This window comes from Streptomyces sp. NPDC001508 (assembly GCF_040298665.1).
In the GTDB taxonomy this organism is placed as follows: Bacteria; Actinomycetota; Actinomycetes; order Streptomycetales; family Streptomycetaceae; genus Streptomyces.
Genome location: NZ_JBEPAP010000062.1, coordinates 1 through 21984, shown reverse-complemented (window position 1 = coordinate 21984; position 21984 = coordinate 1). Strand labels below are relative to the sequence as shown.

General features: G+C 71.8%; 15 protein-coding genes and 4 pseudogenes. 6 read left to right on the top strand and 13 right to left on the bottom strand.

The genetic code is table 11. The annotated features are described in order from the left end of the window. Positions 1 to 115: 115 nt before the first annotated feature. Both ABT245_RS36705 and ABT245_RS36700 read right to left on the bottom strand, forming a co-directional pair. Positions 116 to 343: a chaplin gene (locus ABT245_RS36705; protein ID WP_351742662.1), complete on the bottom strand. Its 228-nt coding sequence runs from the start codon at positions 341 to 343 to the stop codon at positions 116 to 118. A 293-nt stretch (positions 344 to 636) separates the two neighbouring features. Beyond that, positions 637 to 1047: a rodlin gene (locus ABT245_RS36700; protein WP_351742589.1), complete on the bottom strand. Its 411-nt coding sequence runs from the start codon at positions 1045 to 1047 to the stop codon at positions 637 to 639. A 266-nt stretch (positions 1048 to 1313) separates the two neighbouring features. Between ABT245_RS36700 and ABT245_RS36695 the strand changes: the two genes are divergently transcribed. Then, on the top strand, positions 1314 to 1724 hold the full coding sequence (locus ABT245_RS36695) for a rodlin (protein WP_351742586.1): 411 nt from the start codon (positions 1314 to 1316) through the stop codon (positions 1722 to 1724). Between the two features lie 263 nt (positions 1725 to 1987). Further along, positions 1988 to 2395 carry a rodlin gene (locus tag ABT245_RS36690; protein ID WP_351742583.1) on the top strand — a complete coding sequence of 136 codons (408 nt, stop codon included), beginning with the start codon at positions 1988 to 1990 and terminating at the stop codon, positions 2393 to 2395. 201 nt (positions 2396 to 2596) lie between these two features. On the opposite strand, the pseudogene ABT245_RS36685 reads toward ABT245_RS36690, so the two are convergent. Then, a pseudogene (locus ABT245_RS36685) lies at positions 2597 to 2783 on the bottom strand (hypothetical protein); the annotation flags it as partial. A 107-nt stretch (positions 2784 to 2890) separates the two neighbouring features. Here ABT245_RS36685 and lacZ point away from each other — a divergent pair. Continuing rightward, entirely contained in the window at positions 2891 to 6049 is a 3159-nt protein-coding gene (gene lacZ / locus ABT245_RS36680) for a beta-galactosidase, LacZ type (protein WP_351742580.1), read from the top strand. A 126-nt stretch (positions 6050 to 6175) separates the two neighbouring features. On the opposite strand, the gene ABT245_RS36675 is transcribed toward lacZ, so the two are convergent. The 8 genes and pseudogenes from ABT245_RS36675 to iolC all read right to left on the bottom strand — a co-directional run bounded on the left by ABT245_RS36675 (position 6176) and on the right by iolC (position 16925). Further along, the gene (locus ABT245_RS36675; protein ID WP_351742577.1) at positions 6176 to 7039 is read right to left on the bottom strand and encodes an ABC transporter permease; all 864 of its coding nucleotides are present in this window, start codon (positions 7037 to 7039) and stop codon (positions 6176 to 6178) included. Then, on the bottom strand, positions 7036 to 9768 hold the full coding sequence (locus ABT245_RS36670; RefSeq protein WP_351742574.1) for a CocE/NonD family hydrolase: 2733 nt from the start codon (positions 9766 to 9768) through the stop codon (positions 7036 to 7038). The genes ABT245_RS36675 and ABT245_RS36670 overlap by 4 nt, the downstream gene beginning before the upstream one ends. 130 nt (positions 9769 to 9898) lie before the next feature. Continuing rightward, positions 9899 to 10624: pseudogene (locus tag ABT245_RS36665) on the bottom strand (APC family permease); the annotation flags it as partial. Between the two features lie 111 nt (positions 10625 to 10735). Next, positions 10736 to 12238: a CoA-acylating methylmalonate-semialdehyde dehydrogenase gene (mmsA, locus tag ABT245_RS36660; RefSeq protein ID WP_351742571.1), complete on the bottom strand. Its 1503-nt coding sequence runs from the start codon at positions 12236 to 12238 to the stop codon at positions 10736 to 10738. 14 nt (positions 12239 to 12252) lie between these two features. Further along, positions 12253 to 14136, bottom strand: coding sequence for a 3D-(3,5/4)-trihydroxycyclohexane-1,2-dione acylhydrolase (decyclizing) (gene iolD, locus ABT245_RS36655; RefSeq protein WP_351742568.1), 1884 nt, complete (start codon positions 14134 to 14136; stop codon positions 12253 to 12255). Beyond that, on the bottom strand, positions 14133 to 14957 hold the full coding sequence (gene iolB, locus ABT245_RS36650; protein ID WP_351742564.1) for a 5-deoxy-glucuronate isomerase: 825 nt from the start codon (positions 14955 to 14957) through the stop codon (positions 14133 to 14135). The genes iolD and iolB overlap by 4 nt, the downstream gene beginning before the upstream one ends. A gap of 7 nt (positions 14958 to 14964) precedes the next feature. Next, positions 14965 to 15849 carry a Cgl0159 family (beta/alpha)8-fold protein gene (locus ABT245_RS36645; protein ID WP_351742659.1) on the bottom strand — a complete coding sequence of 295 codons (885 nt, stop codon included), beginning with the start codon at positions 15847 to 15849 and terminating at the stop codon, positions 14965 to 14967. A gap of 125 nt (positions 15850 to 15974) precedes the next feature. After that, a complete protein-coding gene (iolC, locus tag ABT245_RS36640) occupies positions 15975 to 16925 on the bottom strand; it encodes a 5-dehydro-2-deoxygluconokinase (protein ID WP_351742561.1) in 951 nt (316 codons plus the stop codon). Positions 16926 to 17053: 128 nt separating this feature from the next. Here iolC and ABT245_RS36635 point away from each other — a divergent pair, with 128 nt between their 5' ends. Continuing rightward, a complete protein-coding gene (locus ABT245_RS36635) occupies positions 17054 to 17980 on the top strand; it encodes a sugar phosphate isomerase/epimerase family protein (protein ID WP_351742657.1) in 927 nt (308 codons plus the stop codon). 328 nt (positions 17981 to 18308) lie between these two features. Then, positions 18309 to 18509 (top strand): helix-turn-helix transcriptional regulator, encoded by a 201-nt coding sequence (locus ABT245_RS36630; protein WP_121888636.1) that lies wholly within the window; start codon positions 18309 to 18311, stop codon positions 18507 to 18509. 135 nt (positions 18510 to 18644) lie between these two features. Here the strand turns inward: ABT245_RS36630 and ABT245_RS36625 are convergent. Continuing rightward, positions 18645 to 18836, bottom strand: a pseudogene (locus ABT245_RS36625) (alcohol dehydrogenase); the annotation flags it as partial. A gap of 97 nt (positions 18837 to 18933) precedes the next feature. Then, positions 18934 to 20215 (bottom strand): annotated as a pseudogene (locus ABT245_RS36620) (MMPL family transporter). A gap of 217 nt (positions 20216 to 20432) precedes the next feature. Between ABT245_RS36620 and ABT245_RS36615 the strand changes: the two are divergent. Next, positions 20433 to 21077, top strand: a complete 645-nt coding sequence (locus ABT245_RS36615; protein ID WP_351742654.1) for a TetR/AcrR family transcriptional regulator — start codon at positions 20433 to 20435, stop codon at positions 21075 to 21077. Positions 21078 to 21984 lie beyond the last annotated feature (907 nt).

The following is a 21984-nucleotide window of genomic DNA, read 5'->3' as shown; positions in this document are numbered from 1 at the left end:
TGTCTTCCTGCTTGAAGAAGTGGGAAGGCCGGCCCCGGAACGAAGAACCCAAGGATCAACGGTCCGGGGCCGGCCGCTGCACAGCCCGAGGGCCGACGCGTGATGTCGGGTGACGTCAGCCGTTGGCGCAGGTGTTGCCGAACGAGGGGTTCAGCAGCCCGATGACGTTGACGGTGTTGCCGCACGCGTTCACCGGAACGTGTACGGGGATCTGGACGACGTTGCCGGACAGGACACCCGGGGAACCGACGGCAGCACCCTCGGCACCGGAGTCCGCGAAGGCCGGGGCTGCGGCGCCCAGAGCCAGGATCGCGCCCGCGACGACGGCAGCGCTCTTCTTCATGAACTTTCCCTTCTCAGCGGTCATGCCCCTATGACGGCCGAAACCGAGCGAGCACAGCTTGAACGGCTCGCACCATGACCGGCAGGTTGTAGAACGAGGGATAGACGGTCGAAGAAACTACAGAACGCGCGTCATCCCGTAATTCACTCGAACGCCTTCACAACATTGACGCATGAGAGGAAACAGTTCGGCTGAGCGATGGACTTCAGATTGAACGAGGATTTCACGGAAAAGTCCGCCCGGGCGGCGCGGAAAACGGCGCGCGGCCCGGGCGGACTTTCCGCGGGGTCGGCTCAGTGGTTGCCCGTGCCGTTGCCGGACAGGGCCGAGATGTCGTCCAGGATGTGCGACAGCGGCTCGTCGCCCTTGGCCTGGGTGGAGTTCTCGACGCACTGCTGGTTCTGCGGCGAGGACAGAACGGGCACGTCCTGTACGGCGACGGGGACGAGACCGACGACCGAGCCGACGTTCGCCTTGGCCGGCAGGCCGGTGCAGAGCTTGTTCAGCGAGCCCTGCACCAGGGTGGCCTGCGGACTCAGGTCGCCCCCGGTCACCTGGTTGCCGAACGCCTCCTTGGCGCCGACGCCGCTGGCGGACGTGGTGCCGGTGTCGTTGCCGATGGCAAGCGCCTGCGGGGCGAGCGCCGCCGACGCGCCGACGGCGGACGCGGCGACCGCCGCCACGGCCATTGCCTTCTTCAGCATTTTCGCTTTCCTTTCCTGGCCGCATGGCCAAGACGCACGTTCCTGCCCTCGCATCAACCCGCCACAAGCCAAATGGTTGCGGCGCGTCACCCGATCGGATCGTCCGGCGGCGAAGGAATTAACGCACCACCCAGGAGGGTCACAGCCACGCATTCCCGGCGGCGCGGCATGTCGGCCATCGGAGTGAATACCAGGAACCGGATGCGCTCTGCCCAGTTGAACCAGGGCACTCCGGTGGACGGGGTTTCTTCAGAAGGGAATCGCAAGTGATCAAGAAGGTTCTGGCCTCCGCCGCGGTCGCCGCCTCCGTCGTCGGCGTCTCGGCCACCGCCGCCCCGCAGGCTCTGGCCATCGGCAACGACAACGGCACCACCTCGGCGAGCGGCAACGGCGCCTCGCAGGCGTACGGCAACTCCGCCACCTTCGGCAACATGAGCCCGCAGATGGCGCTCGTCCAGGGCTCGCTCAACAAGCCCTGCGTCGGCCTGCCGGCCAAGGCGAACGTCGGCTCGGTCGTCGGTCTCGTCCCCGTCGCCGTACAGGACGTGCCCGTTCTGTCGTCGCCGCAGAACCAGCAGTGCGTCGAGAACTCCACCCAGGCCAAGGGCGACGAGCCGCTGTCGCACATCCTGGACGACATCTCGGCCCTGTCCGGCAACGGCACGAACAACGGCTGACCGGGACACCTCCCAAGCCCCTTCCGGGCTTCAGCAGCGGGCCGCCGGACTTCCGGCGGCCCGTCGGTCTGTTACGGGACATGGACGCGCAGGGACGTTTCTCCCTTGATCGGGCCGGGCCGGATCCATGGCACGGGCCGCACAGGTCCGTTGATCGGATCGCGCTGGTCCGTTCGAGGCACAGCCCGCAACCCGGGCCGGTGCGCCACCGTTCACGATCATGCAACTCCCTCCCCGGAGTCCGCCTTTCGAAGGGAACGAACATGAAGAAGCTGTGGGCAACCGCGGCTGTGGCCGCCTCGGTCGCCGGCCTCGCCGGCGCGGCCGCCCCCCAGGCCCTGGCCATCGGCAACGACACCGGCACCACGTCCGCGAGCGGCGTCGGGGCCCAGTCGGTGTTCGGCAACTCCGCCACCTTCGGCAACATGAGCCCGCAGATGGCGCTCGTCCAGGGCTCGCTCAACAAGCCCTGCGTCGGCCTGCCGGCCAAGGCGAACGTCGGCTCGGTCGTCGGTCTCGTCCCGGTCGCCGTACAGGACGTGCCCGTTCTGTCCTCGCCGCAGAACCAGCAGTGCGTCGAGAACTCCACCCAGGCCAAGGGCGACGAGCCGCTGTCGCACATCCTGGACGACATCTCGGCCCTGTCCGGCAACGGCACGAACAACGGCTGAGCGGTCCGCTCCGCCGCGGCGGGTCACCGGTTCCCGGTGGCCCGCCTTCTGTGTGCCCGCCGGGCGAGCGGGATCCGGCGGTGGCCGTGGCGCGAGTGACGCCGCATCAACCGCCGTACAGCGCCTCGGTTCAACTGCCGTGCAGCGCCTCGATTCGGCCGTCGTGCAGCGCCTCGGTTCAACCGTCGTACAGCGCCTCGATTCGGCTGCGTAGACCGCCGTGACCGCCTGCCGCTTGGCCTTCGGGGACGGTGTGAGCAGCCCGTTGTCCTCGGTGAACCCCCGCTCGACCAGGGCGAAGGCGCGGATCGGCGCGCGAGACGGCCTCCTCGTCGGCGTAGTCGACGGCGCGCTGCACCTCGGCCCGCAGACGGGGGTCGCGGACCAGGGTGGTGACGCCATACGGGTTCGGTGAGCCGACCGCATCCTTGTGTGGTGAGCGGTTCCGTTCGATGCTGGCGTTTCTTGATGCCTTGCGTTTTTCGGAGCCGCCGTATGAGTGCAGAGAGAGCCCTCCTGAACCGACCGAGCCGTCGCACCGTCCTCGCGGCGGGCGCCCTGGCCGGCTGGGCCGCCTTCGCCGCGCAGAAGCGCGCCTTCGCCGCCGACGGCGACCCGTGGGACGCGAACCCGCGGGTGTTCCAGGTCAACCGCGAGCCGGCGCGGGCCCGGCTGGTGCCGTACGCGAGCGCCGCGGACGCGCTGCGCGGACGGTTCCAGGAGTCGCCGTACCACCGTTCCCTCAACGGGGACTGGCGCTTTCGCTGGTCGCGCAACCCGGACCGGCGGCCCGTCGGGTTCCATGAGCCCGGCTACGACGACGGCGGCTGGGACCGCATCGCCGTCCCCTCGAACTGGGAGATCGAGGGCTACCCCGAGCCGATCTACCTCAACATCAGATATCCGTGGATCGGTTACGAGACGCCCGCGCCGCCCGAGGTGCCGCACGACGTCAACCCGGTGGGCTCCTACCGCCGCACCTTCACCGTGCCGAGGACCTGGTCGGGCCGGCGCACTCTGCTGTCCTTCCAGGGCGTCAAGTCCGCGTTCTTCGTGTGGGTCAACGGGCAGCGGGCCGGCTACAGCGAGGACAGCTACACCCCCGCCGAGTTCGACGTCACCCGGTATCTGCGGCCCGGCACCAACACCCTGGCCGTGGAGGTCCACCGCTGGTCCGACGGCAGCTGGCTGGAGGACCAGGACATGATCGACCTGTCCGGGATCTTCCGGGACGTGTATCTGTACTCGATCCCGCGGGTGCATGTGCAGGACCTGTTCGTGCACACCGCGCTGGACTCCGCGTACCGCGACGCCGTCCTCACCGTCGATGTCGCGGTGCGCGACCGGGACGGCGACGGCGGTGTCCCGGGCCACCGGGTGAGCGCCGAACTGTTCGACGCGCGCGGGCGGCGGGTGCTGGGCCTCGCGGACGCGGCCGGCGACACAGTCGTGTCCCTGAAGGGCGGGGTGCGGGCGCCCGCGCTGTGGTCCGCGGAACGGCCGTACCTCTACACGCTGGTGGTGACGCTCACCGACGCCCGGGGCCGGGCCGTCGACATCCACAGCACCCGCGTCGGCTTCCGCCAGGTCGAGTACGGGCCGGGGACCTTCACCCTCAACGGGAAGCCCGTCATGTTCCGCGGCACCAACCGCCATGAGAGCGACCCCGAGCGCGGCCAGGCCGTCGACGAGAAACGCATGCTGCGGGACATCCGTCTGATGAAGCAGCACAACATCAACGCCGTCCGCACCTCGCACTACCCCAACCACCCGCGCTGGCTCGAACTGTGCGACGAGTACGGGCTGTATGTGATCGACGAGACCAATCTGGAGACGCACGGCGTGCGCGACACCGTGCCCGCCTCGCTGCCGGAGTGGACCGATGCCTGCGTGGACCGGCTGCGCTCGATGGTCGAACGGGACAAGAACCATCCGAGTGTTGTCGTCTGGTCACTCGGCAACGAGGCCGGGCACGGTGACACCTTCCAGGTCATGGCCGACTGGGCGCACGCCCGGGACGCCTCCCGCCCCGTGCACTACGAGGGCATGAACACCGTCGCCGACCTGCACAGCGAGATGTACACCAGCCCGGCCGGCGTCGAGGCGTACGGCAGGTCAGGCAACCCCACGCCGTTCCTGCTGTGCGAGTACAACCACTCGATGGGCAACAGCGGCGGCAACGTCCGGGAGTACTGGGAGGTCTTCGAGCGCTACCCGAACCTGCACGGCGGGTTCGTCTGGGACTGGGTCGACCAGGCCGTCCGGCTGCCGGTGCCGGGCGACTCCCAGCGCACCTATCTGTCGTACGGCGGCGACTGGCGCCCCGGCTATCCGACGGACGGCAACTTCTGCTGCAACGGGCTGGTGGCCGCGGACCGCTCGGTCCACCCCGGGCTGATCGAGATCAAGAAGTGCTACCAGCCGGTGGGGATGACCGCGGACGACCTCGCGGACGGGACCGTGCGGGTGCGCAACAAGCATCTGTTCAGCGGCCTGGACGGCTACGAGCTGCGGTGGGCCGTGACCCGTGACGGCACGACGGTGCAGCACGGCACGCTGCCGGCGCCGGCGGTGGCGCCCGGCGCGGACGGCGTCGTCCGTGTCCCCTGCCGCAGGCCCGCCGCGCCGGAACCCGGCGCCGAGTACTTCCTCGGCCTCTCCTTCGTGCTGCGCGACGCCACCGGGTGGGCGGGCGCGGGACACGAAGTGGCCGCCGAGCAGTTCGCGTTGGACTGGTCCACGCCCGCACCGGACGACTCCCCCGCCCGGGGCGGCCTCACCCTCACCGAGACCGACGCCGAAGTGCGGGTGCGCGGGCGGGACATGGAGGTGGTGCTGGCCAAGGAGTCCGGCACCCTCGCCTCGTACACCTGGCGGGGGCGGGCGCTGCTCGTCGAGGGTCCGGTGCCCAACTTCTGGCGCGGCCCGACCGACAACGACATCGGCCGCGGCTTCCACAAGACCGCGCTGACCTGGCGGGACGCGGGCGCGCGGCGGACGGTGACCGGGGTGCGGGCCGAGCAGTCCGCGCCCGGCGAGGTCGTCGTCGAGGTGTCCTGCACGCTGCCGACCACACCGCACGCCTCCGCCTGGCACACGGTGTTCCGGGTGCGCGGGGACGGGGAGGTGCGGGTGCGGCACACCCTGGACGCCGCCGCCGGGCTGCCCGATCTGCCCATGGTGGGCGCGCTGGTGCGGGTGCCGGCGGGCGCGGAGCGGCTGGAGTGGTTCGGGCGCGGGCCGCACGAGAACTACCAGGACCGCAAGGCGTCCGCGTTCGTGGGGCGCTGGCGTTCCACGGTCGACGCGCAGGTCGCCCCGTATGTACGGCCGCAGCAGACGGGCAACCAGACCGATGTGCGGTGGCTGTCGCTGACCGGACGCTCCGGTGCCGGGCTGCGGGTGGCCGCCGACCCCGCGGACGGCGAGGCGCTGCTGGAGACCAGCGCCCTGCACCACACGCCGGCCGACCTGGACGGGCCGCGGCACCCGCACGAGCTGACCCGGCGCGCCGAGACGGTGCTGCTCGTCAACCACCGGCAGATGGGCGTCGGCGGCATCAACTCGTGGGGCGCCGCGCCGTTGGAGCAGTACCTGCTGCACTCCGGGCGGACATACGCCTATGGGTACCGGCTGCGGCCCGCTGACGGGTAGCCGCGCCGGGCCCCGGCGGTCAGCCGAGGGAGCGGTCCGCCTGTCCGACGGCCTCGGCGAGCCGGCGGACCGCCTCGTCCTCGGTGACGCGGGCCCGTCGAGACCGGTGGGTGATCCTCCGGTGTTCTAGGAGACGATGTCCTTGCGGGCGAATCCGCGGAAGGCCAGGGCGAACAGCACGAGCGCGTACGTGATGGAGATCGCGGTGCCCTGGATCATGCCGGACCACTCGGGGCGCGGCTGCACGGCGTCGGCCCAGGCGAACTGCCAGTGCGCGGGCAGGAAGTCACGCCAGTGGCCGAGGGCGGTCACGGCGTCCAGGACGTTGCCGACGATGGTCAGGCCGACCGCGCCGCCGACCGCGCCGAGCGGCGCGTCCGTCTTCGTGGACAGCCAGAACGCCAGCCCCGCGGTGACCAGTTGGGACACGAAGATGTACGCGACGACCACCACGAGGCGCTGGGCCGCCGTGCCCGGGTCCAGTGCGCCGCCGGTGGGGATCTCCAGCGGGCCCCAGCCGTAGGCGGCCGTGCCGACGGCGATGGCCATGAGCGGCAGCAGCACCATCGCGGCCAGGCTGAGCCCCAGGCCGACGGCGAGCTTGGACCACAGCAGGCGGGCTCTGGGCACGGGCGCGGCGAGCAGATAGCGCAGGGACGACCAGCTCGCCTCCGAGGCGACCGTGTCCCCGCAGAACAGGGCGACCGGGATGACGAGGAGGAAGCCCGCCGACACGAACAGGTTCACCGCGGCGAAGTTGGCGCCGGACGCGGTGGCCGTGTCCATCAGGGTGACCTGGCCGTCGCGTCCGCTCGGGCTGCCGCCGATGGCGAAGGCGACGACCAGGACGAACGGCAGGGCGCCGAGGATGCCGCCCATGACGAGCGTGCGGCGGCGCTTGAGCTGCCGGACCAGTTCGACCCGCAGCGGCAGCGTGTGCCCCGCACGGTAGCCGGAGGCCACCTCGACGGGCTCGGCGAGCGTGCTCATGCGGAACCTCCGATCAGGGTGAGGAAGGCGTCCTCCAGCCGGCGGTGGGGCCCGAGCGAGACGACGGGGACTTCGAGCCGGACCAGTTCGACAAGAAGCCGCGCGGCAGGCGCCGCCGTGTCCCCCGACAAGCGTCCACCGCCGCCCGGGTCCGGGGACGGGAGTTCGGGTGGGTTTGGGGGCGGGTCGGTGGGGGCTGGGGTCAGGTGGATGAGTAGGCCGCCGTCCGTGCGGGTTGCCGATGCCACCTCGGGCAGCGCCGCTACCTTTTCGACCAGCGGGTCCGTGATGTCCGTGGCCAGGCCGACGAGGAGGGTCTCGCCCGAGCCGACGATCTCGCCCACCGGGCCGGCCTGGACCAGCCGGCCCCGGTCCATCACCACCAGGTGGGTGCAGGACTGTTCGACCTCGGCGAGGAGATGGCTGGAGACGATCACCGTACGGCCCGCCGCCGCGTAGCGGATCATCACCTCGCGCATCTCGCGGATCTGCGGCGGGTCGAGACCGTTGGTCGGCTCGTCAAGGATGAGGAGGTCGGGCAGGCCGAGCATGGCCTGGGCGATGGCGAGCCGCTGCCGCATGCCCTGCGAGTAGGTGCGCACCGCGCGGGCGAGCGCGTCGCCGAGGCCCGCGATCTTGAGGGCCTCGTCCAGGTGCGCGTCCTCGGCCGGACGGCCGGTCGCCCGCCAGTACAGTTCCAGGTTCTCGCGGCCGGACAGATGCGGCAGGAAGCCCGCGCCCTCCACGAAGGCGCCGACCCGCGACAGCACCGGCGCGCCCGGTCGGATCGCATGGCCGAAGACGCGGATCTCCCCGTCGTCGGGGGTGATCAGGCCCATCAGCATGCGCAGGGTCGTCGTCTTGCCCGCGCCGTTCGGCCCGAGCAGCCCCAGCACCTGGCCCTTCTCGACGTGGAAGGAAACCTCCCGCACCGCGTACCGGTCGGCCGACTTCGCGTACCGCTTGCTCAGGTCCTTGATCTGGAGCGGGACGTCGGCCAGGGCGGGATCGGGCTCGGACACCGCCGTGCGCCGGCGGGCGGTCAGCAGCAGGGCCAGCGCCAGCACGGCGGCGGCCGGTGGCAGCCACCACACCCAGGACGGCAGCGGCGCCGCCGCGGTCGTCACGCCCGGGGCCGTCGGCACGCTCAGCTCGCCCTTGAGGGCGACGGTGTAGGTCGCCGGGGCCGCCGGTGAGGCGTAGCCGAGGTCCGTGGAGGCCAGGACCAGACGGAGCCGGTGGCCCTTCTGCACCTCGTGGTCGATCGCCGGGAGGGTGACCGTGACGTCCTTGCCGGACTTGGCGTCCTCGACACGCAGCGGGGTGACCAGTTGCGCGGGCAGCACCGGCCGGCTGCCGCCGGGTCCGACGTCGTACACCTTGCCGAACAGCACGGCGTCGTCGCGGGTCGAGGTGATGTGGACGGTGGCCGTCGGGGAGCCGGTGATGCGCAGGTCGGTGGCGACCGGCGACGACTCGAACGCGGCGTACTGGCCGGGGAAGTCGAGGGAGACGCCCACACCGAGGGCGGACAGCCCGCCGAGCCCGCTCGCGGCGCCGAGGCCGGGCAGCGCGGAGACGCCCGGCGGGCTGGCCCCGGCCGGGTTCTCGACCCGCTGTGTGCCGCCGGTCAGCGCGAGGGAGCGGCGGCCGGCCTCCAAGCCGGGGTAGGTGTCGGCGCTCGCGCCGCGCTGCAGGGCCGTGCCGTTGGTGGAGTCGACGCCTCCGGTGCGGGTGATGCGGAACGCCGGGCCGGTGTCGGTTCCCTTGTCGTCCTTGAGGTAGCGGTCGAACCAGGCCGTGACGCGCGCCTGCACACGGTCCGTCTCCATGTCGCCGCCGTCATGCCCGCCCGCGATCCAGTCGACGTCGACCGGGGCGCCGTTCGCCCGGATCGCCTTCTCGGCGGCGTCGGACTGGGCGAGCGTGAACAGGGAGTCGGTCTGCCCCTGCACGAGGAGCGTGGGCACCTTGATGCGGTCGGCGACGGCGGACGGCGAGCGCTGCTCCAGCAGTGTGCGGGCGGCGGCGTCCGGCCTGCCCGACTCGCCGATCCGGTCGTACATGGCGCACAGGGCGGGTTCGAATCTGGCGCAGCCGCCGCCGGTGTTGAAGAAGATCCCCGCCCACAGCTTCTTGAACACGCCGTTCGGGAACAGGGCGTCCGCCAGGTTCCAGTACGTGATCGCCGGGGCGATGGCGTCCACCCGGTGGTCGTGTCCGGCGGCGAGCAGGGAGATCGCGCCGCCGTAGGAGCCGCCTGCCATGCCGACGCGCGGGTCGCCCTGTTTGTCGAGCCGGACCTGGGGCTGCTGTGCCAGCCAGTCGATGAGCCGGGAGACGTCGGAGACCTCGTGCCGCGGGTCGTTCAGCCCGATCCTGCCGGTCGACTTCCCGAAGCCGCGCGCGGACCAGGTCAGCACCGCGTATCCGTCCCGGGCCAGGTCCTGGGCCTGGGCGCGCAGGTCGTCCTTGCTGCCGCCGAAGCCGTGCGCCAGCAGGACGGCCGGGCGGCGGCCCGCGGCGGCCGAGGTGAAGTACGAGGTGTCGATGTGGGTACCGTCGGCCATGGTCATGACCTGGTCGGTCCGGTGTACCCGGGGCGGGTCGTCGGCGGCGACGGCCGTCCACGTGCCGGCGCCGGCGAGCACCACGACGGCGGCCGCGGCGGTCCACAGCCGCCGCGGCCCCCGGAGCAGCCCGCGCCAACCGGGCAGTCGAAGATCCATGCCTCAACGGTACGGGCCGCCACCGACAACGGATGCAGTCACCGGTCGGAACACCCGCACCTTCCCGAGGAGTACGGGCCCGCTCCGGCATACCGCGGACGTGGTACGCGCCGGGTCACAGCCGGCGAGATCAGGTCCCCGCATCCTCCGGGATCGACACCAGCCAGCGGGTGTCGCGGCGCGGGCGCAGATAGAGGACCCAGTAGAGGGTGGCGACGGCCATGATGCCGCCGGTCCACAGCAGATAGGCCGCCTCCTGCGTGCTGAGGACGTAGGCCAGGACGGCGATGAGCAGGACCGGCACCGCGGGCCACAGCGGCATGCGCCAGGCGGGCGTGTGCCGGTGCGGGCTGCGGCGGGCCAGCAGGGCGGCGACCGCGACCAGCAGGTACATGCCGGTCACCGACACGCCCGTGACGCCGTACAGCGTGTCCAGGTTGACGAAGCAGAGCAGCGCGCCGGGGACGCCGACGGCGAGGGTGGCGACCCAGGGGGAGCCGAAGCGGCCGAGCCGGGAGAAGAGGTTGTTGACCGGTTCGGGCCAGGCCTTGTCGCGGGCGGAGGCGAACAGCACGCGGGAGTTCTGGATGACCATGACGATGCCCGCGTTGATGATGGCCAGGGCGACGCAGAGGCTGACGAAGGTGCCGACGGCCGAGTTGGACCAGGCGGTGACCATGGAGCCGATGTCGCCGCCGGTCAGCTGCTCGATGTCGGAGGCGCCCATGGTGATGGCGACGACCGGGACCAGGATGATCACGGCGGAGATGGCGAGGGTGGCCAGAACCGTGCGGGCGACGTTGCGGCGCGGGTTCTCCAGTTCCTCGGAGAGGTAGACGGCGGTCGAGAAGCCCCTGGGTGACGGGACGTCCGCTGTCCGGACATCCGGACGTCCCGGATCCGGGCATGACGACGCCCCGCCCTGCGCGGTCTCCCGGCGTGGAGGGCGGGGCGTGAGGCGGGGCGGTCAGTGGTTGCGCGGGAAGCCGAGGTCCACGCCGGCGGGGGCGTCGGCCGGGTCCGGCCAGCGGGTGGTGACGACCTTGCCGCGGGTGTAGAAGTGCGTGCCGTCGTTGCCGTAGATGTGGTGGTCGCCGAAGAGCGAGTCCTTCCAGCCGCCGAAGCTGTGGTAGCCCACGGGAACCGGGATCGGCACGTTCACCCCGACCATGCCCGCCTCCACCTCCAGTTGGAAGCGGCGGGCGGCGCCGCCGTCCCGGGTGAAGATCGCGGTGCCGTTGCCGAACGGCGAGCCGTTGATGAGGGCCAGGCCCTCCTCGTAGGTGTCGACGCGCAGCACGCACAGCACCGGGCCGAAGATCTCGTCCTGGTACGCCTTCGCGCCGGTCGGCACCTTGTCGAGCAGCGAGATGCCGATCCAGTGGCCGTCCTCGAAGCCCTCGACGGTGTGGCCGGTGCCGTCGAGCACGACCTCGGCGCCCTCGGCGGCGGCACCCCGTACGTACGAGGCCACCTTGTCGCGGTGCGCGGCCGTGATCAGCGGGCCCATCTCGCTCGTCGGGTCGTTGCCGGGACCGATCTTGATCCGCTCGGCGCGCTCGCGGATCTTCGCCACCAGCGTGTCGCCGATCGCACCGACCGCGACGACCGCCGAGATGGCCATGCAGCGCTCGCCCGCGGAGCCGTAGGCGGCGGAGACGGCCGCGTCGGCCGCCGCGTCCAGGTCGGCGTCCGGCAGGACCAGCATGTGGTTCTTGGCGCCGCCCAGGGCCTGGACGCGCTTGCCGTTCGCGGCGGCGGTGGTGTGGATGTAGCGGGCGATCGGGGTCGAGCCGACGAAGGAGACGGCCTTGACGTCCGGGTGCTCCAGGAGCCGGTCCACGGCCACCTTGTCGCCGTGCACGATGTTGAAGACACCGTCCGGCAGACCGGCCTCGGCCAGCAGCTCGGCGATCCTGACGGACGCCGACGGGTCCTTCTCGGACGGCTTCAGGACAAACGTGTTGCCGCACGCGATGGCGATCGGGAACATCCACATCGGGACCATCGCCGGGAAGTTGAACGGGGTGATGCCCGCGACGACACCCAGCGGCTGCCGGATCGAGGACACGTCCACGCGGCTCGCGACCTGCGTGGACAGCTCGCCCTTGAGCTGCACGTTGATGCCGCAGGCCAGGTCGACGATCTCCATGCCGCGCGCGACCTCGCCGAGCGCGTCGGAGTGCACCTTGCCGTGCTCGGCGGTGATCAGGGCGGCGATCTCGTCGCGGTGGCCGTCGAGCAGCGCGCGGAAGCGGAACAGGATCTCCGTGCGCTTGGCCAGCGAGGACCGGCCCCATGTCGCGAAGGCGTCCCTGGCCGCCGCGACCGCCGCGTCCACCTCGTCGACGGTGGCGAACGCGACCTTGGTGGTGACCGCCCCGGTCGCCGGGTCGGTGACCGGCCCGTACGTCCCCGAGGCGCCTTCGACGGTCTTGCCGCCGATCCAGTGGTTGACGATCTTCGTCATGCCCGGTTACTCCTTCACAGATGGCGGCGTCGGGTCGAGACATGCCGTTCGTACAGCTCGCGTGCCTTGACCGCGGACGATCGGGTCGCGGCCTCGGCCACAGGAACATCCCACCAGGCCTGCGCCGGAGGCGCGCCCGACACAGTGTCGGCCGTTTCGGTCTCCACGTAGACACATGTGGGAGTCTCGGCGGCCCGCGCCTCGGCGAGCGCCGCCCGCAGGTCCCGCACGGTCCTGGCGCGCAGCACGCGCATGCCGAGACTGGCCGCGTTGGCGGCGAGGTCCACCGGCAGCGGGGCGCCCGTGTGGGTGCCGTCCTCGGCCGGGAAACGGTAGGCGGTGCCGAACCGCTCGCCGCCCACCGACTCCGAGAGCCCGCCGATGGACGCGTAGCCGTGGTTCTGCACCAGCAGCAGCTTGATCGCGACGCCCTCCTGCACGGCCGTGACGATCTCGGTCGGCATCATCAGATACGTACCGTCGCCGACCAGCGCCCACACCGGCCGGTCGGGCGCGGCGAGCTTCACCCCGATGGCGGCGGGGATCTCGTAGCCCATGCACGAGTAGCCGTACTCCAGGTGGTACTGGTCCCGTGACCGCGCCCGCCACAGCTTGTGCAGATCGCCGGGCAGGGAGCCGGCCGCGTTGACGACGATGTCGGACTCGTCGACGATCTCGTCGAGCGCGCCGAGCACCTGTGGCTGGGTCGGCCGGACGTCCGGCTCGTCGGCCTCGTAGCAGGCGTCGACGCGCTGCTCCCAGCGCTCCTTGTCCTCCGTGTACTCGCCGACATACGCGTCGGCGACCCGCCACCCGTGCTCTGCGAGGGCCCCGGTGAGCGCGCGCAGCGCGTCCCGGGCGTCGGCGACGAGCGGCAGCCCGGCCAGCTTGTGACCGTCGAAGGCGGCGATGTTGACATTGAGGAAGCGGACGTCCGGGTTCTCGAAGAGGGTGCCGGACGCGGTGGTGAAGTCGGTGTAGCGGGTGCCGACGCCGATCACCAGGTCGGCGGTGCGGGCCAGTTCGTCCGCGGTCGCCGTACCGGTGTGGCCGACGCCGCCCACGTCCTGCGGATGGTCCCAGCGCAGCGAGCCCTTGCCGGCCTGGGTGGCGGCGACCGGGACGCGGGTGGCCTCGGCGAACGCGGCCAGCGCGGACTCGGCCCGGCTGTGGTGGACGCCGCCGCCCGCGATGACGAGGGGCCGCCGGGCCGCGCGGACGGCCCGGACGGCCGCGGCCAGCTCGACCGGGTCGGCCTGCGGCCGGCGCACCGTCCACACCCGTTCGGCGAAGAACTCCTCGGGCCAGTCGTACGCCTCCGCCTGGACGTCCTGCGGAAGGGCGAGCGTGACGGCGCCGGTCTCGACGGGATCGGTGAGGACCCGCACCGCCTGGAGCGCGGACGGTGTCAGGGCCTCCGGCCGGGTGATCCGGTCGAAGTACCGGGAGACCGGGCGCAGACTGTCGTTGACCGACACATCGCCCGCGTACGGGACTTCCAGCTGCTGGAGCACCGGGTCGGCGGGGCGGGCGGCGAACACGTCACCGGGCAGCAGCAGCACCGGCAGATGGTTGACGGTGGCCAGCGCGGCACCGGTGACCAGATTGGTGGCGCCCGGGCCGATGGACGTCGTCACCGCGTGCGTGGACAGCCGGCCCGACTGGCGTGCGTAGCCGACCGCCGCGTGCACCATGGCCTGTTCGTTGCGGCCCTGGTGGTACGGCATGTCGGCGGCGTACTCGACGAGCGCCTGACCGATACCGGCGACGTTGCCGTGCCCGAAGATGCCCCAGGTGGCGCTGATGAGCCGGTGCCGTTCGCCGTCCCGCTCCGTGTACTGGGCGGACAGGAAACGGACGAGCGCCTGCGCGACCGTGAGCCTCGTCGTTGAGGTCATCGGTACCCCTCTGTGCTCTCTGCGTGGTCTGGATGGAAGCAGATCCGCCACTCCCGCGTCCCGCCCGGACCCGCCATGACGTTGAGGTAGTACATGTCGTGCCCGGGCTGGGCGATGGAAGGGCCGTGCCATCCGTCGGGTACGAGGACGGCGTCGCCGGTGCGGACCTCGGCGAGGACGTCGGATCCGCCCTCACGAGAGGGAAATACGCGCTGATAGCCCAGACCGTTCGGACCGGCGATCTCGAAGTAGTAGATCTCCTCCAGTTCACACTCCTCGCCCGGCCGGTGCTCGTCGTGCTTGTGCGGCGGGTACGAGGACCAGTTGCCGCCGGGGGTGATCACCTCGACGGCGATCAGCCTGTCGCAGTCGAACACGTCGGCGGCGGCGAAGTTGCGCACCAGGCGGGAGCAGGTGCCGCTGCCGCGGTGTTCGACGGGGACCTCCGGTGCGGGGCCGTAGCGGGCGGGGAGTCGTCGCTCGCACTTCGCTCCTGCCAGGGCGAAGCGGCCTCCCGCACCGGAGGCGATCTGGACCCGGGCGTCCCGGGGCGCGTACACGAAGTCGGAGACGGAGGCGAACACGCTCTCCCGGCCCCGGATTTGGAACTCTTCGTCCTCCACCTGCACGGTACAACCGCCGCTGAGCGGAAGCACGATCCACTCACTGTCCCCGGTGGTGAACATATGGGTGCCGCCCGGGGTCAGTTCGACGACGCGCAGGCTGCTGCGCGCCCAACCGGCCCGCTCGGGGCCGATGTCGACGGTGTACCGGGCGCCCGCGGTCGAGCCCTGGGGCAGATACAGGTCCTTGCTGGTCATGCGGCCCTCACAGCAGTCCTACGGCGGTGTCCACGGCGGCGGCCACATCGCCGTCCGCCGGGTACAGCAGCGAGCGGCCGACCACCAGGCCGCGCACGGTGGGCAGGCGCAGGGCACCGCGCCACTTCTCGTACGCCGCCTCCTGGTCCTCGGGGGTGCCGCCGACCTCGCCGCCGAGCAGCACCGCGGGCAGCGTGGAGGTCGCCATGACCTCGGCCATGTCGTCCGGGTGCTCGGTGACCGGCACCTTCAACCATGTGTAGGCGGACGTACCGCCGAGGCCCGAGGCGATGGCGATGGAGCGGATGACGGCCTCCGCGGACAGGTCGTTGCGCAGCCTGCCCTCGGGCGTACGACGACTGATGAACGGCTCGACGAACACCGGCAGCCGGCGCTCGGCCATCGCGTCTATGACGCGCGCTGTGGACTCCAGGGTGGTCAGCGAACCCGGGTCGGCGTAGTCGATGCGCAGCAGCAGCTTGCCCGCGTCGAAGCCGAGCCGCTCGATGTCCTCGGGGCGGTGGCCGGTGAAGCGGTCGTCGAGTTCGAAGGAGGCGCCCTGGAGTCCACCACGGTTCATGGAGCCCATGACGATCTTGTGGTCGAGGGCGCCGAGCAGCAGCAGGTCGTCGAGGATGTCGGCGGTCGCGAGGACCCCGTCCACACCGGGGCGGGACAGCGCCAGGCACAGCCGCTCCAGCAGGTCGGCGCGGTTGGCCATGGCCAGCCTGCGCTCGCCGATGCCGAGGGCGCCACGGGCCGGGTGGTCGGCGGCGACGATCATCAGCCGGCCGTGCTCGCCCAGCAGCGGGCGGCGCGGGCGGCGGGCCGCCGCCTCGGCCACCGCCTCGGGGCGGCGGGTGCGGGTGCGCACCAGCGCGGAGACGTCCACGCGCGCGTGCCCGTCGCTGTCCTTGCGGACGTGTCCGTCCTTGCGGAGGTGCCCGCCGTTGTCCTTGCGGACGTGTCCGTCGCCGTCCGCGCCCTCGGGGTGGGCGCCGGTGGCCCGGCCGGCCCTCACAGCACCGCTCCGGCCGCGAGCGCGGCGGCCACCTCGTCCGGGGTGGGCATCGCCGAGGAGCACTCCAGCCGGGAGGCGACAATGGCGCCGGCCGCGTTGGCGTGCCGCATGACCGTCTCCAGGTCCCAGCCGGCCAGCAGGCCGTGGCACAGGGAGCCGCCGAAGGCGTCACCGGCACCGAGTCCGTTCAGGACGGTGACCGGCAGCGGCGGCACTTCGGCCCGCTCGCCGCTCCCGCTGACCGCGAGGACGCCCTTGGGTCCCTGCTTGACGACGGCGATCTCGACGCCCGCGTCGAGCAGCGCGCGGGCCGCGGCGTGCGGCTCGCGGACCCCGGTGGCCACCTCCACCTCGTCGAGGTTGCCGACGGCGACGGTGGTGTGGCGCAGTGCCTCCGCGTAGAACGCGCGCGCCGCGTCCGGGTCGGACCAGAACATGGGGCGCCAGTCGAGGTCGAAGACCGTCGTGCCGGACCTGGCGCGGTGCGCGAGCACCGCCAGGGTCGCCGTGCGGCTGGGCTCCTCGCTCAGGCCGGTGCCGGTGACCCAGAAGACGCGGGCCTCCCGAACGGCGTCGAGGTCCAGATCGTGGGCGTCGATCTCCAGGTCGGGCGCCTTGGGCTGCCGGTAGAAGTAGAGCGGGAAGTCGTCCGGCGGGAAGACCTCGCAGAAGGTGACCGGGGTGGGCAGCCCGGGGACCGCGGTGACCCAGCGGTCGTCGACGCCGAAGCCGCGCAGGGCCTCGTGCAGATAGGCGCCGAACGGGTCGTCACCGGTTCGGGTGATCACGGCGGTGCTTCTGCCGAGCCGGGCCGCGGCGACCGCGACGTTCGTCGCCGACCCGCCGAGGAACTTGCCGAAGGAGGACACCCGGGCGAGCGGCACCCCCGTCTGCAACGGATACAGATCCACTCCGATCCGCCCCATGGTGATCAGGTCGTACGCCATCGGCTTCCCTTCTCCAGCACACGGCTCTCCCCCGGTTTGTAGTCCCGACCGGGCACCCTGTCAATGTTTTGTCCAGACATTCGGACGAGAGCTTGACACCCCCTTCCGTGACCCGCACCCTGGCGGCCATGACGCCGTTGTCACCTCAGTCTCCCGTCCCCGGCCTCTCCCGCATCCGGGTCGGATCGGCCCCCGACTCCTGGGGCGTGTGGTTCCCGGACGACCCCCGGCAGGTGCCCTGGCGGCGCTTCCTCGACGAGGTCGCCGCATCCGGCTACGAGTGGATCGAACTGGGCCCCTACGGCTATCTGCCGACCGATCCGGCCGTCCTCACCGAGGAGACCGCCCGGCGCGGCCTGAAGGTGTCGGCCGGCACCGTCTTCACCGGCCTGCACCACGGCCCGGCGGTCTGGGACCGCACCTGGGCGCATGTCTCCGACATCGCGGCCCTCACCCAGGCCATGGGCGCCCGGCACCTGGTCGTCATCCCGTCGTTCTGGCGCGACGACAAGACCGGTGAGGTGCTGGAGCCGGACACGCTGACCCCCGAGCAGTGGCGGAATCTCACCTCGCTGACCGAACGGCTCGGCCGCGAGGTGCGCGAACGCCACGGCCTGGAGATCGTCGTCCACCCGCACGCCGACACCCATATCGACAGCGAGGAGAACGTCGTCCGCTTCCTCGACGGCACCGACTCCTCCCTGGTGTCGCTGTGCCTGGACACCGGGCACTACGCGTACTGCGGCGGGGACAGCGTCAAGCTGATCCAGACCTACGGCGAACGCATCGGCTATCTGCACCTCAAGCAGGTGGACCCGGAGATCCTCGCCGAGGTACGGGCGGACGGCATCCCGTTCGGGCCCGCGGTCGCCAAGGGCGTCATGTGCGAACCGCCGTCCGGCGTGCCCGCGCTCGGCCCGGTCCTGGAGGCGGCGGCGAGGCTGGACGTCGACCTGTTCGCGATCGTCGAGCAGGACATGTACCCCTGCGAACCGGACCGGCCGCTGCCGATCGCCCAGCGCACCCGGGCCTTCCTGAGGTCCTGCGGCGCGTAACGCCGCCGGACGGGGCGCGTTGCGGTACGGGACCGCCGGTTGCGGTACGGGACCGCCGGTCCGATGCGGCCCACCCCTGCACCGGCCTCCGCCTTCACGTCCACACTGAACCGGCGACTCCTTTGCATCGGCCGTGTCACAAACGCCTTGGCCGTGTCACACATGTCGCGTGTACGCGGGTTCTCGGTCACATCCGGTCGACAGCCCCTTGCCCGTGCTCACTGTGCGTCGTTGACCGGACACAGGCGTGGTGATCGCCAGTGCAGCGCCCGGCTCCCCCGACGGCCGTCCCGGCCGCCGCCGCGGCGCGCGCAGGGAGGTGCGACTCATGACCGACAGAAGACTCTGGTCCTACAAGGAGATCGCGGCACACATCAAGGTGCAGCCGGACACCGTACGGTCCTATCGCAAACACGGGCTGCTACCCCCGCCCGACCATGTGGAGGGAGGTAAGCCCTACTGGTACGCGGACACCGTCCGCGCCTGGGTCGCCTCCCGTCCCGGCAACCGCGGCAGACGCCAGAACTGACCGCCACCCTCCACCGTGCCCCGCCCCCGGGCGGGGCACGGTGCGTCACCTCCGGATGGAGCACGGTGCGCCACCTCCGGGCGGGGCATGGTGCGCCGGTGAACACGGGGCCGCTCGTTTGGGCGTGGGCGGGCCTCAGGAGCATGGGTCGATGACCGTCACCCCGGGTCCCGGTTCGGTGCCCATCGCGGCCGGCGCGGACGGTGCCGCCTCCAGCGGGGTCACCGCCGTCACCGGCCGGTCGGGGCGCAGCGCCCCCGCCCGGACCAGTTCCAGCATCACCCGGTGGGCGTGCGCGGCCATGCCGTGGCCGCCGAGGATCTCCAGGCTCCGTCGGCTCCGGGTCCGTCACCTCCCTGATCTCGGCGGGCTCTCCGTACCGCTCGAACACCACAGCCCGCGTGTGTCTCTCCTTCTGACCGGCTCATCTGCGGTTCCGCTCCGCGGTTGCACTCCGCTTGGGGTGGACCCATGATGCGTCGTCGGGCGGCTGCGGCCGTGTGGGGGCTGGGCGCGCAGTTCCCTGCGCCCCCTTGGGTCGCTGTCGGGCTGTTGGTGCTGGGGCGGTTTCGGTCAGGCCGAAGCGGTTGTGGAAGCTGCGTAGGGGGGCGGGGGCCCACCATGTGGCGCGGCCGGTCAGTCGCATGATCGCCGGGACCAGCAGGCTGCGTACGACCATCGCGTCCATCAGCACGGCCAGTGCGATGCCGAGTCCGAGCATCTTGGTGTTGGTCACCCGTGAGGTGCCGATCGCGACCATGACCACGGCCAGGATGACCGCCGCCGCCGTGATCAACCCGCCCGTGCGCTGGAGTCCGTGGCGCACGGCCTCGGTGTGGTCGCCGGTGCGGTCGTACTCCTCCTTGATGCGGGAGAGCAGGAACACGCCGTAGTCCATGGAGAGACCGAAGGCCACGCAGAACATCAGGACGGGCAGGGTCGTCTCGATGGAACCGGTGCTGGTGAAGCTGAGCGGGCCGGACAGATGGCCGTCCTGGAAGACCCAGACCACCGCGCCGAACATGGCCGTCAGGCTGAGCGCGTTGAGCACCACGGCCTGGAGGGGTATCAGCACGCTGCCGGTGAGCAGGAAGACCAGCAGCAGGGTGACGATCACGATGAACGCGGCCGCCCAGGGCAGGCGTTCGGCTATCGCGTGCTTGGAGTCGACGAGGACCGGCCCCGCCGATCCGCACCTCCACCGGGCCGTGCGTCCCTCGGTAGTGGGGCGCGATGCGGTCCAGGGTCTCCCCCATCGCCTTCTCGTCGCCCGTTATGCGCGCGGCGATCAGCGCCTCGTGGCCGTCCTTCGCGCGCAGGGCGGGCGACTTGGTCTGCCAGTAGGAGCCGACGCCCGTGAGGCCCCGCTCGCTCGCCAGACGGCCGGCGAGATCCCGTGCCCGGGCCGCGACCGCCGGGTCGTCGACGGAGGAGCCGCCGGCGTCGACCAGGAGCAGCAGGTTGGGCTGCGAGTCGGGAAACTCGCGCTCCAGCGCCTTGGTGGCGTACGTCGACTCGGCGGCCGGGTCCTCCCAGCCGCCGCTACCCAGGCGGTCCGCGACCCCGCTGCCGGCCAGCACCGCGAGCACGGTGAGCACGAGGGCCGCGAGCAGCGACAGTCTGGGCCTGGCGGTCACCAAGCGGGTCCAGCCGCCGACGTCAGGAGGCGCGTTCCCGGTGTGCGGCGGCTTGTTGACTTCGGTCATCCTGCGGTGTCCCCTTCACCGTGACCTGTGCGTCCGTGCAAGCACGGCAGCATGGATCAGCCATTGCCATAGACTGGCAAACACGAGAGATCGCTCGCGTTTTCCTAGAATGCGAGTGACCGCTCGTGTTTGTCAATCGCGTTCGAAGAGCTGGGGATAACGCGTGTCCGACAAGCCCGAGACGCCCGAACCGTCGGGGACCCCGGGGAACGAGCCGGTGACCCCGGAAAAGCCCCGGAAGGAACAGCCGCGCCGCCGCCAGGCCCGCGGCGAGCGGCGCATCGCCCAACTGCTGGATGCCGCAGCGTCGGTCTTCTGCGCGACCGGCTACACGGCCGCCAGCACCAACGCCATCGCCCGCGAGGCGGGCGTCTCGCCGGGCACGCTCTACCAGTTCTTCCCCAACAAGGAAGCGATCGCGATCGAGCTGGGCGGCCGGCTGATGCACGAGATGCGCGAGACGTACGGCGCGGTGCTCACTCGGGTCGACCCCGCCACCCCGCTCGCGGAGACAGTCGGCGCGGCGGTCGACCGCTTCGTCGCGTTCAGCAGCGAGCACCCCGTGTTCTTCGCGCTGATGAAGGGCCCCGACACGCCCGGCCGGATCGCCGAGGAACACGACGCCCTGCACGCGACGCTGATCGCCCGCATCGAGGAACTGCTCTCCTCCTACCTGGCCGGCCTGTCCGCGGCCGAGGTCACGCGCACGGCACACATCTGCCTCAGCATCCACAAGGCCGGGCTGGAGCTTGCCCTCTCCCACGAAGGTGCCGAACGCGACGCGTACGTCCAGGAGATCAAGAACGTCCTGATCCGCTACCTCGAACCGCTGGCCGCCCACACCCCGCCCTCAAGCTCCTGACAGCGCCGGTGGGGCGGCTGGGCCGGTAGCGCAGACGCCGACGGCAGGTGTGGGCCAGGGGCGCGGGCACCGGCGGTGGGGCTGAGCGGACGTGTGGTCGCCCGTGGGCAGCTGGGGGCTCGTTCGCGCCGGTGGCGGCTGCGGGCGGAGGCGCGAACACCGGCGGCATGTGCAGGCCGGGGGCGCAGGTGCCGGCGGTGGGCCGGCCCGGGGCTGACCACCGGCGGGCGCGGACGGGTGGCTCGTCCGCGCCGGTGGCGGGGCCGGTCATCGGTGAAGACGAGCCGATGGCGCGGACGCCAACGGTGCGGCTGCGTCGGGGCGCGAACACCGACGACGGCGCCGGACAGGGGGTGGGGGCGCTGGGCAGGGATGTCGTCGCCTATCCGGGGGATTGGCTTTCGAGTGTGGTCACCCGGGCGGGACTTGGCCTCCGAGCACGGCCGGCCCGGAGGTCGGCCTCCGGGAGTGGTCGCCTGGGCCAGGGGTCATGCAGAGGGGCCGTCGCCGGCGGCAGCGCCTCCGGGACGGAGAACCGGCGGGGCCGAGGACCGCCGGGGCCGAGGACCACCACGGCAGACAACCACCGCACGCAAGACCACCACGGCAGACAACCACCGGACGGAGAACCGCCGGGCGCAGGCCCGCCGGGACAGAGAGACGGCCGGGAGGGACGGAGAGACGCCGGGGCGAAGGCCCGCCGGGTGGAGGGCCGGTTGGTGGAGGGCCAGTTGTGGGTTGTCGGGGTGGGGTTCGGACTGCGGGGGCAGGGGGGTCTGCGTAGGGTGCGGGTAGATCGTCTCCGAGGGGACCTGCCGTGACCCACGCCCCGCCGCCCGGGCCGCCCCGGGCCCGCATCCCCGGCCCGCGGCGGTCCCCGCCGCCCCGCCGCCGGCTGCGCGGGGGC

Bases quoted from the DNA above. Each gene is read 5' to 3' on its own strand.
- ABT245_RS36705 (WP_351742662.1), bottom strand. From the start codon at position 343: ATGAAGAAGAGCGCTGCCGTCGTCGCGGGCGCGATCCTGGCTCTGGGC.
- ABT245_RS36700 (WP_351742589.1), bottom strand. From the start codon at position 1,047: ATGCTGAAGAAGGCAATGGCCGTGGCGGCGGTCGCCGCGTCCGCCGTC.
- ABT245_RS36690 (WP_351742583.1), top strand. From the start codon at position 1,988: ATGAAGAAGCTGTGGGCAACCGCGGCTGTGGCCGCCTCGGTCGCCGGC.
- lacZ (WP_351742580.1), top strand. From the start codon at position 2,891: ATGAGTGCAGAGAGAGCCCTCCTGAACCGACCGAGCCGTCGCACCGTC.
- ABT245_RS36675 (WP_351742577.1), bottom strand. From the start codon at position 7,039: ATGAGCACGCTCGCCGAGCCCGTCGAGGTGGCCTCCGGCTACCGTGCG.
- ABT245_RS36670 (WP_351742574.1), bottom strand. From the start codon at position 9,768: ATGGATCTTCGACTGCCCGGTTGGCGCGGGCTGCTCCGGGGGCCGCGG.
- mmsA (WP_351742571.1), bottom strand. From the start codon at position 12,238: ATGACGAAGATCGTCAACCACTGGATCGGCGGCAAGACCGTCGAAGGC.
- iolD (WP_351742568.1), bottom strand. From the start codon at position 14,136: ATGACCTCAACGACGAGGCTCACGGTCGCGCAGGCGCTCGTCCGTTTC.
- iolB (WP_351742564.1), bottom strand. From the start codon at position 14,957: ATGACCAGCAAGGACCTGTATCTGCCCCAGGGCTCGACCGCGGGCGCC.
- iolC (WP_351742561.1), bottom strand. From the start codon at position 16,925: ATGGCGTACGACCTGATCACCATGGGGCGGATCGGAGTGGATCTGTAT.
- ABT245_RS36635 (WP_351742657.1), top strand. From the start codon at position 17,054: ATGACGCCGTTGTCACCTCAGTCTCCCGTCCCCGGCCTCTCCCGCATC.
- ABT245_RS36630 (WP_121888636.1), top strand. From the start codon at position 18,309: ATGACCGACAGAAGACTCTGGTCCTACAAGGAGATCGCGGCACACATC.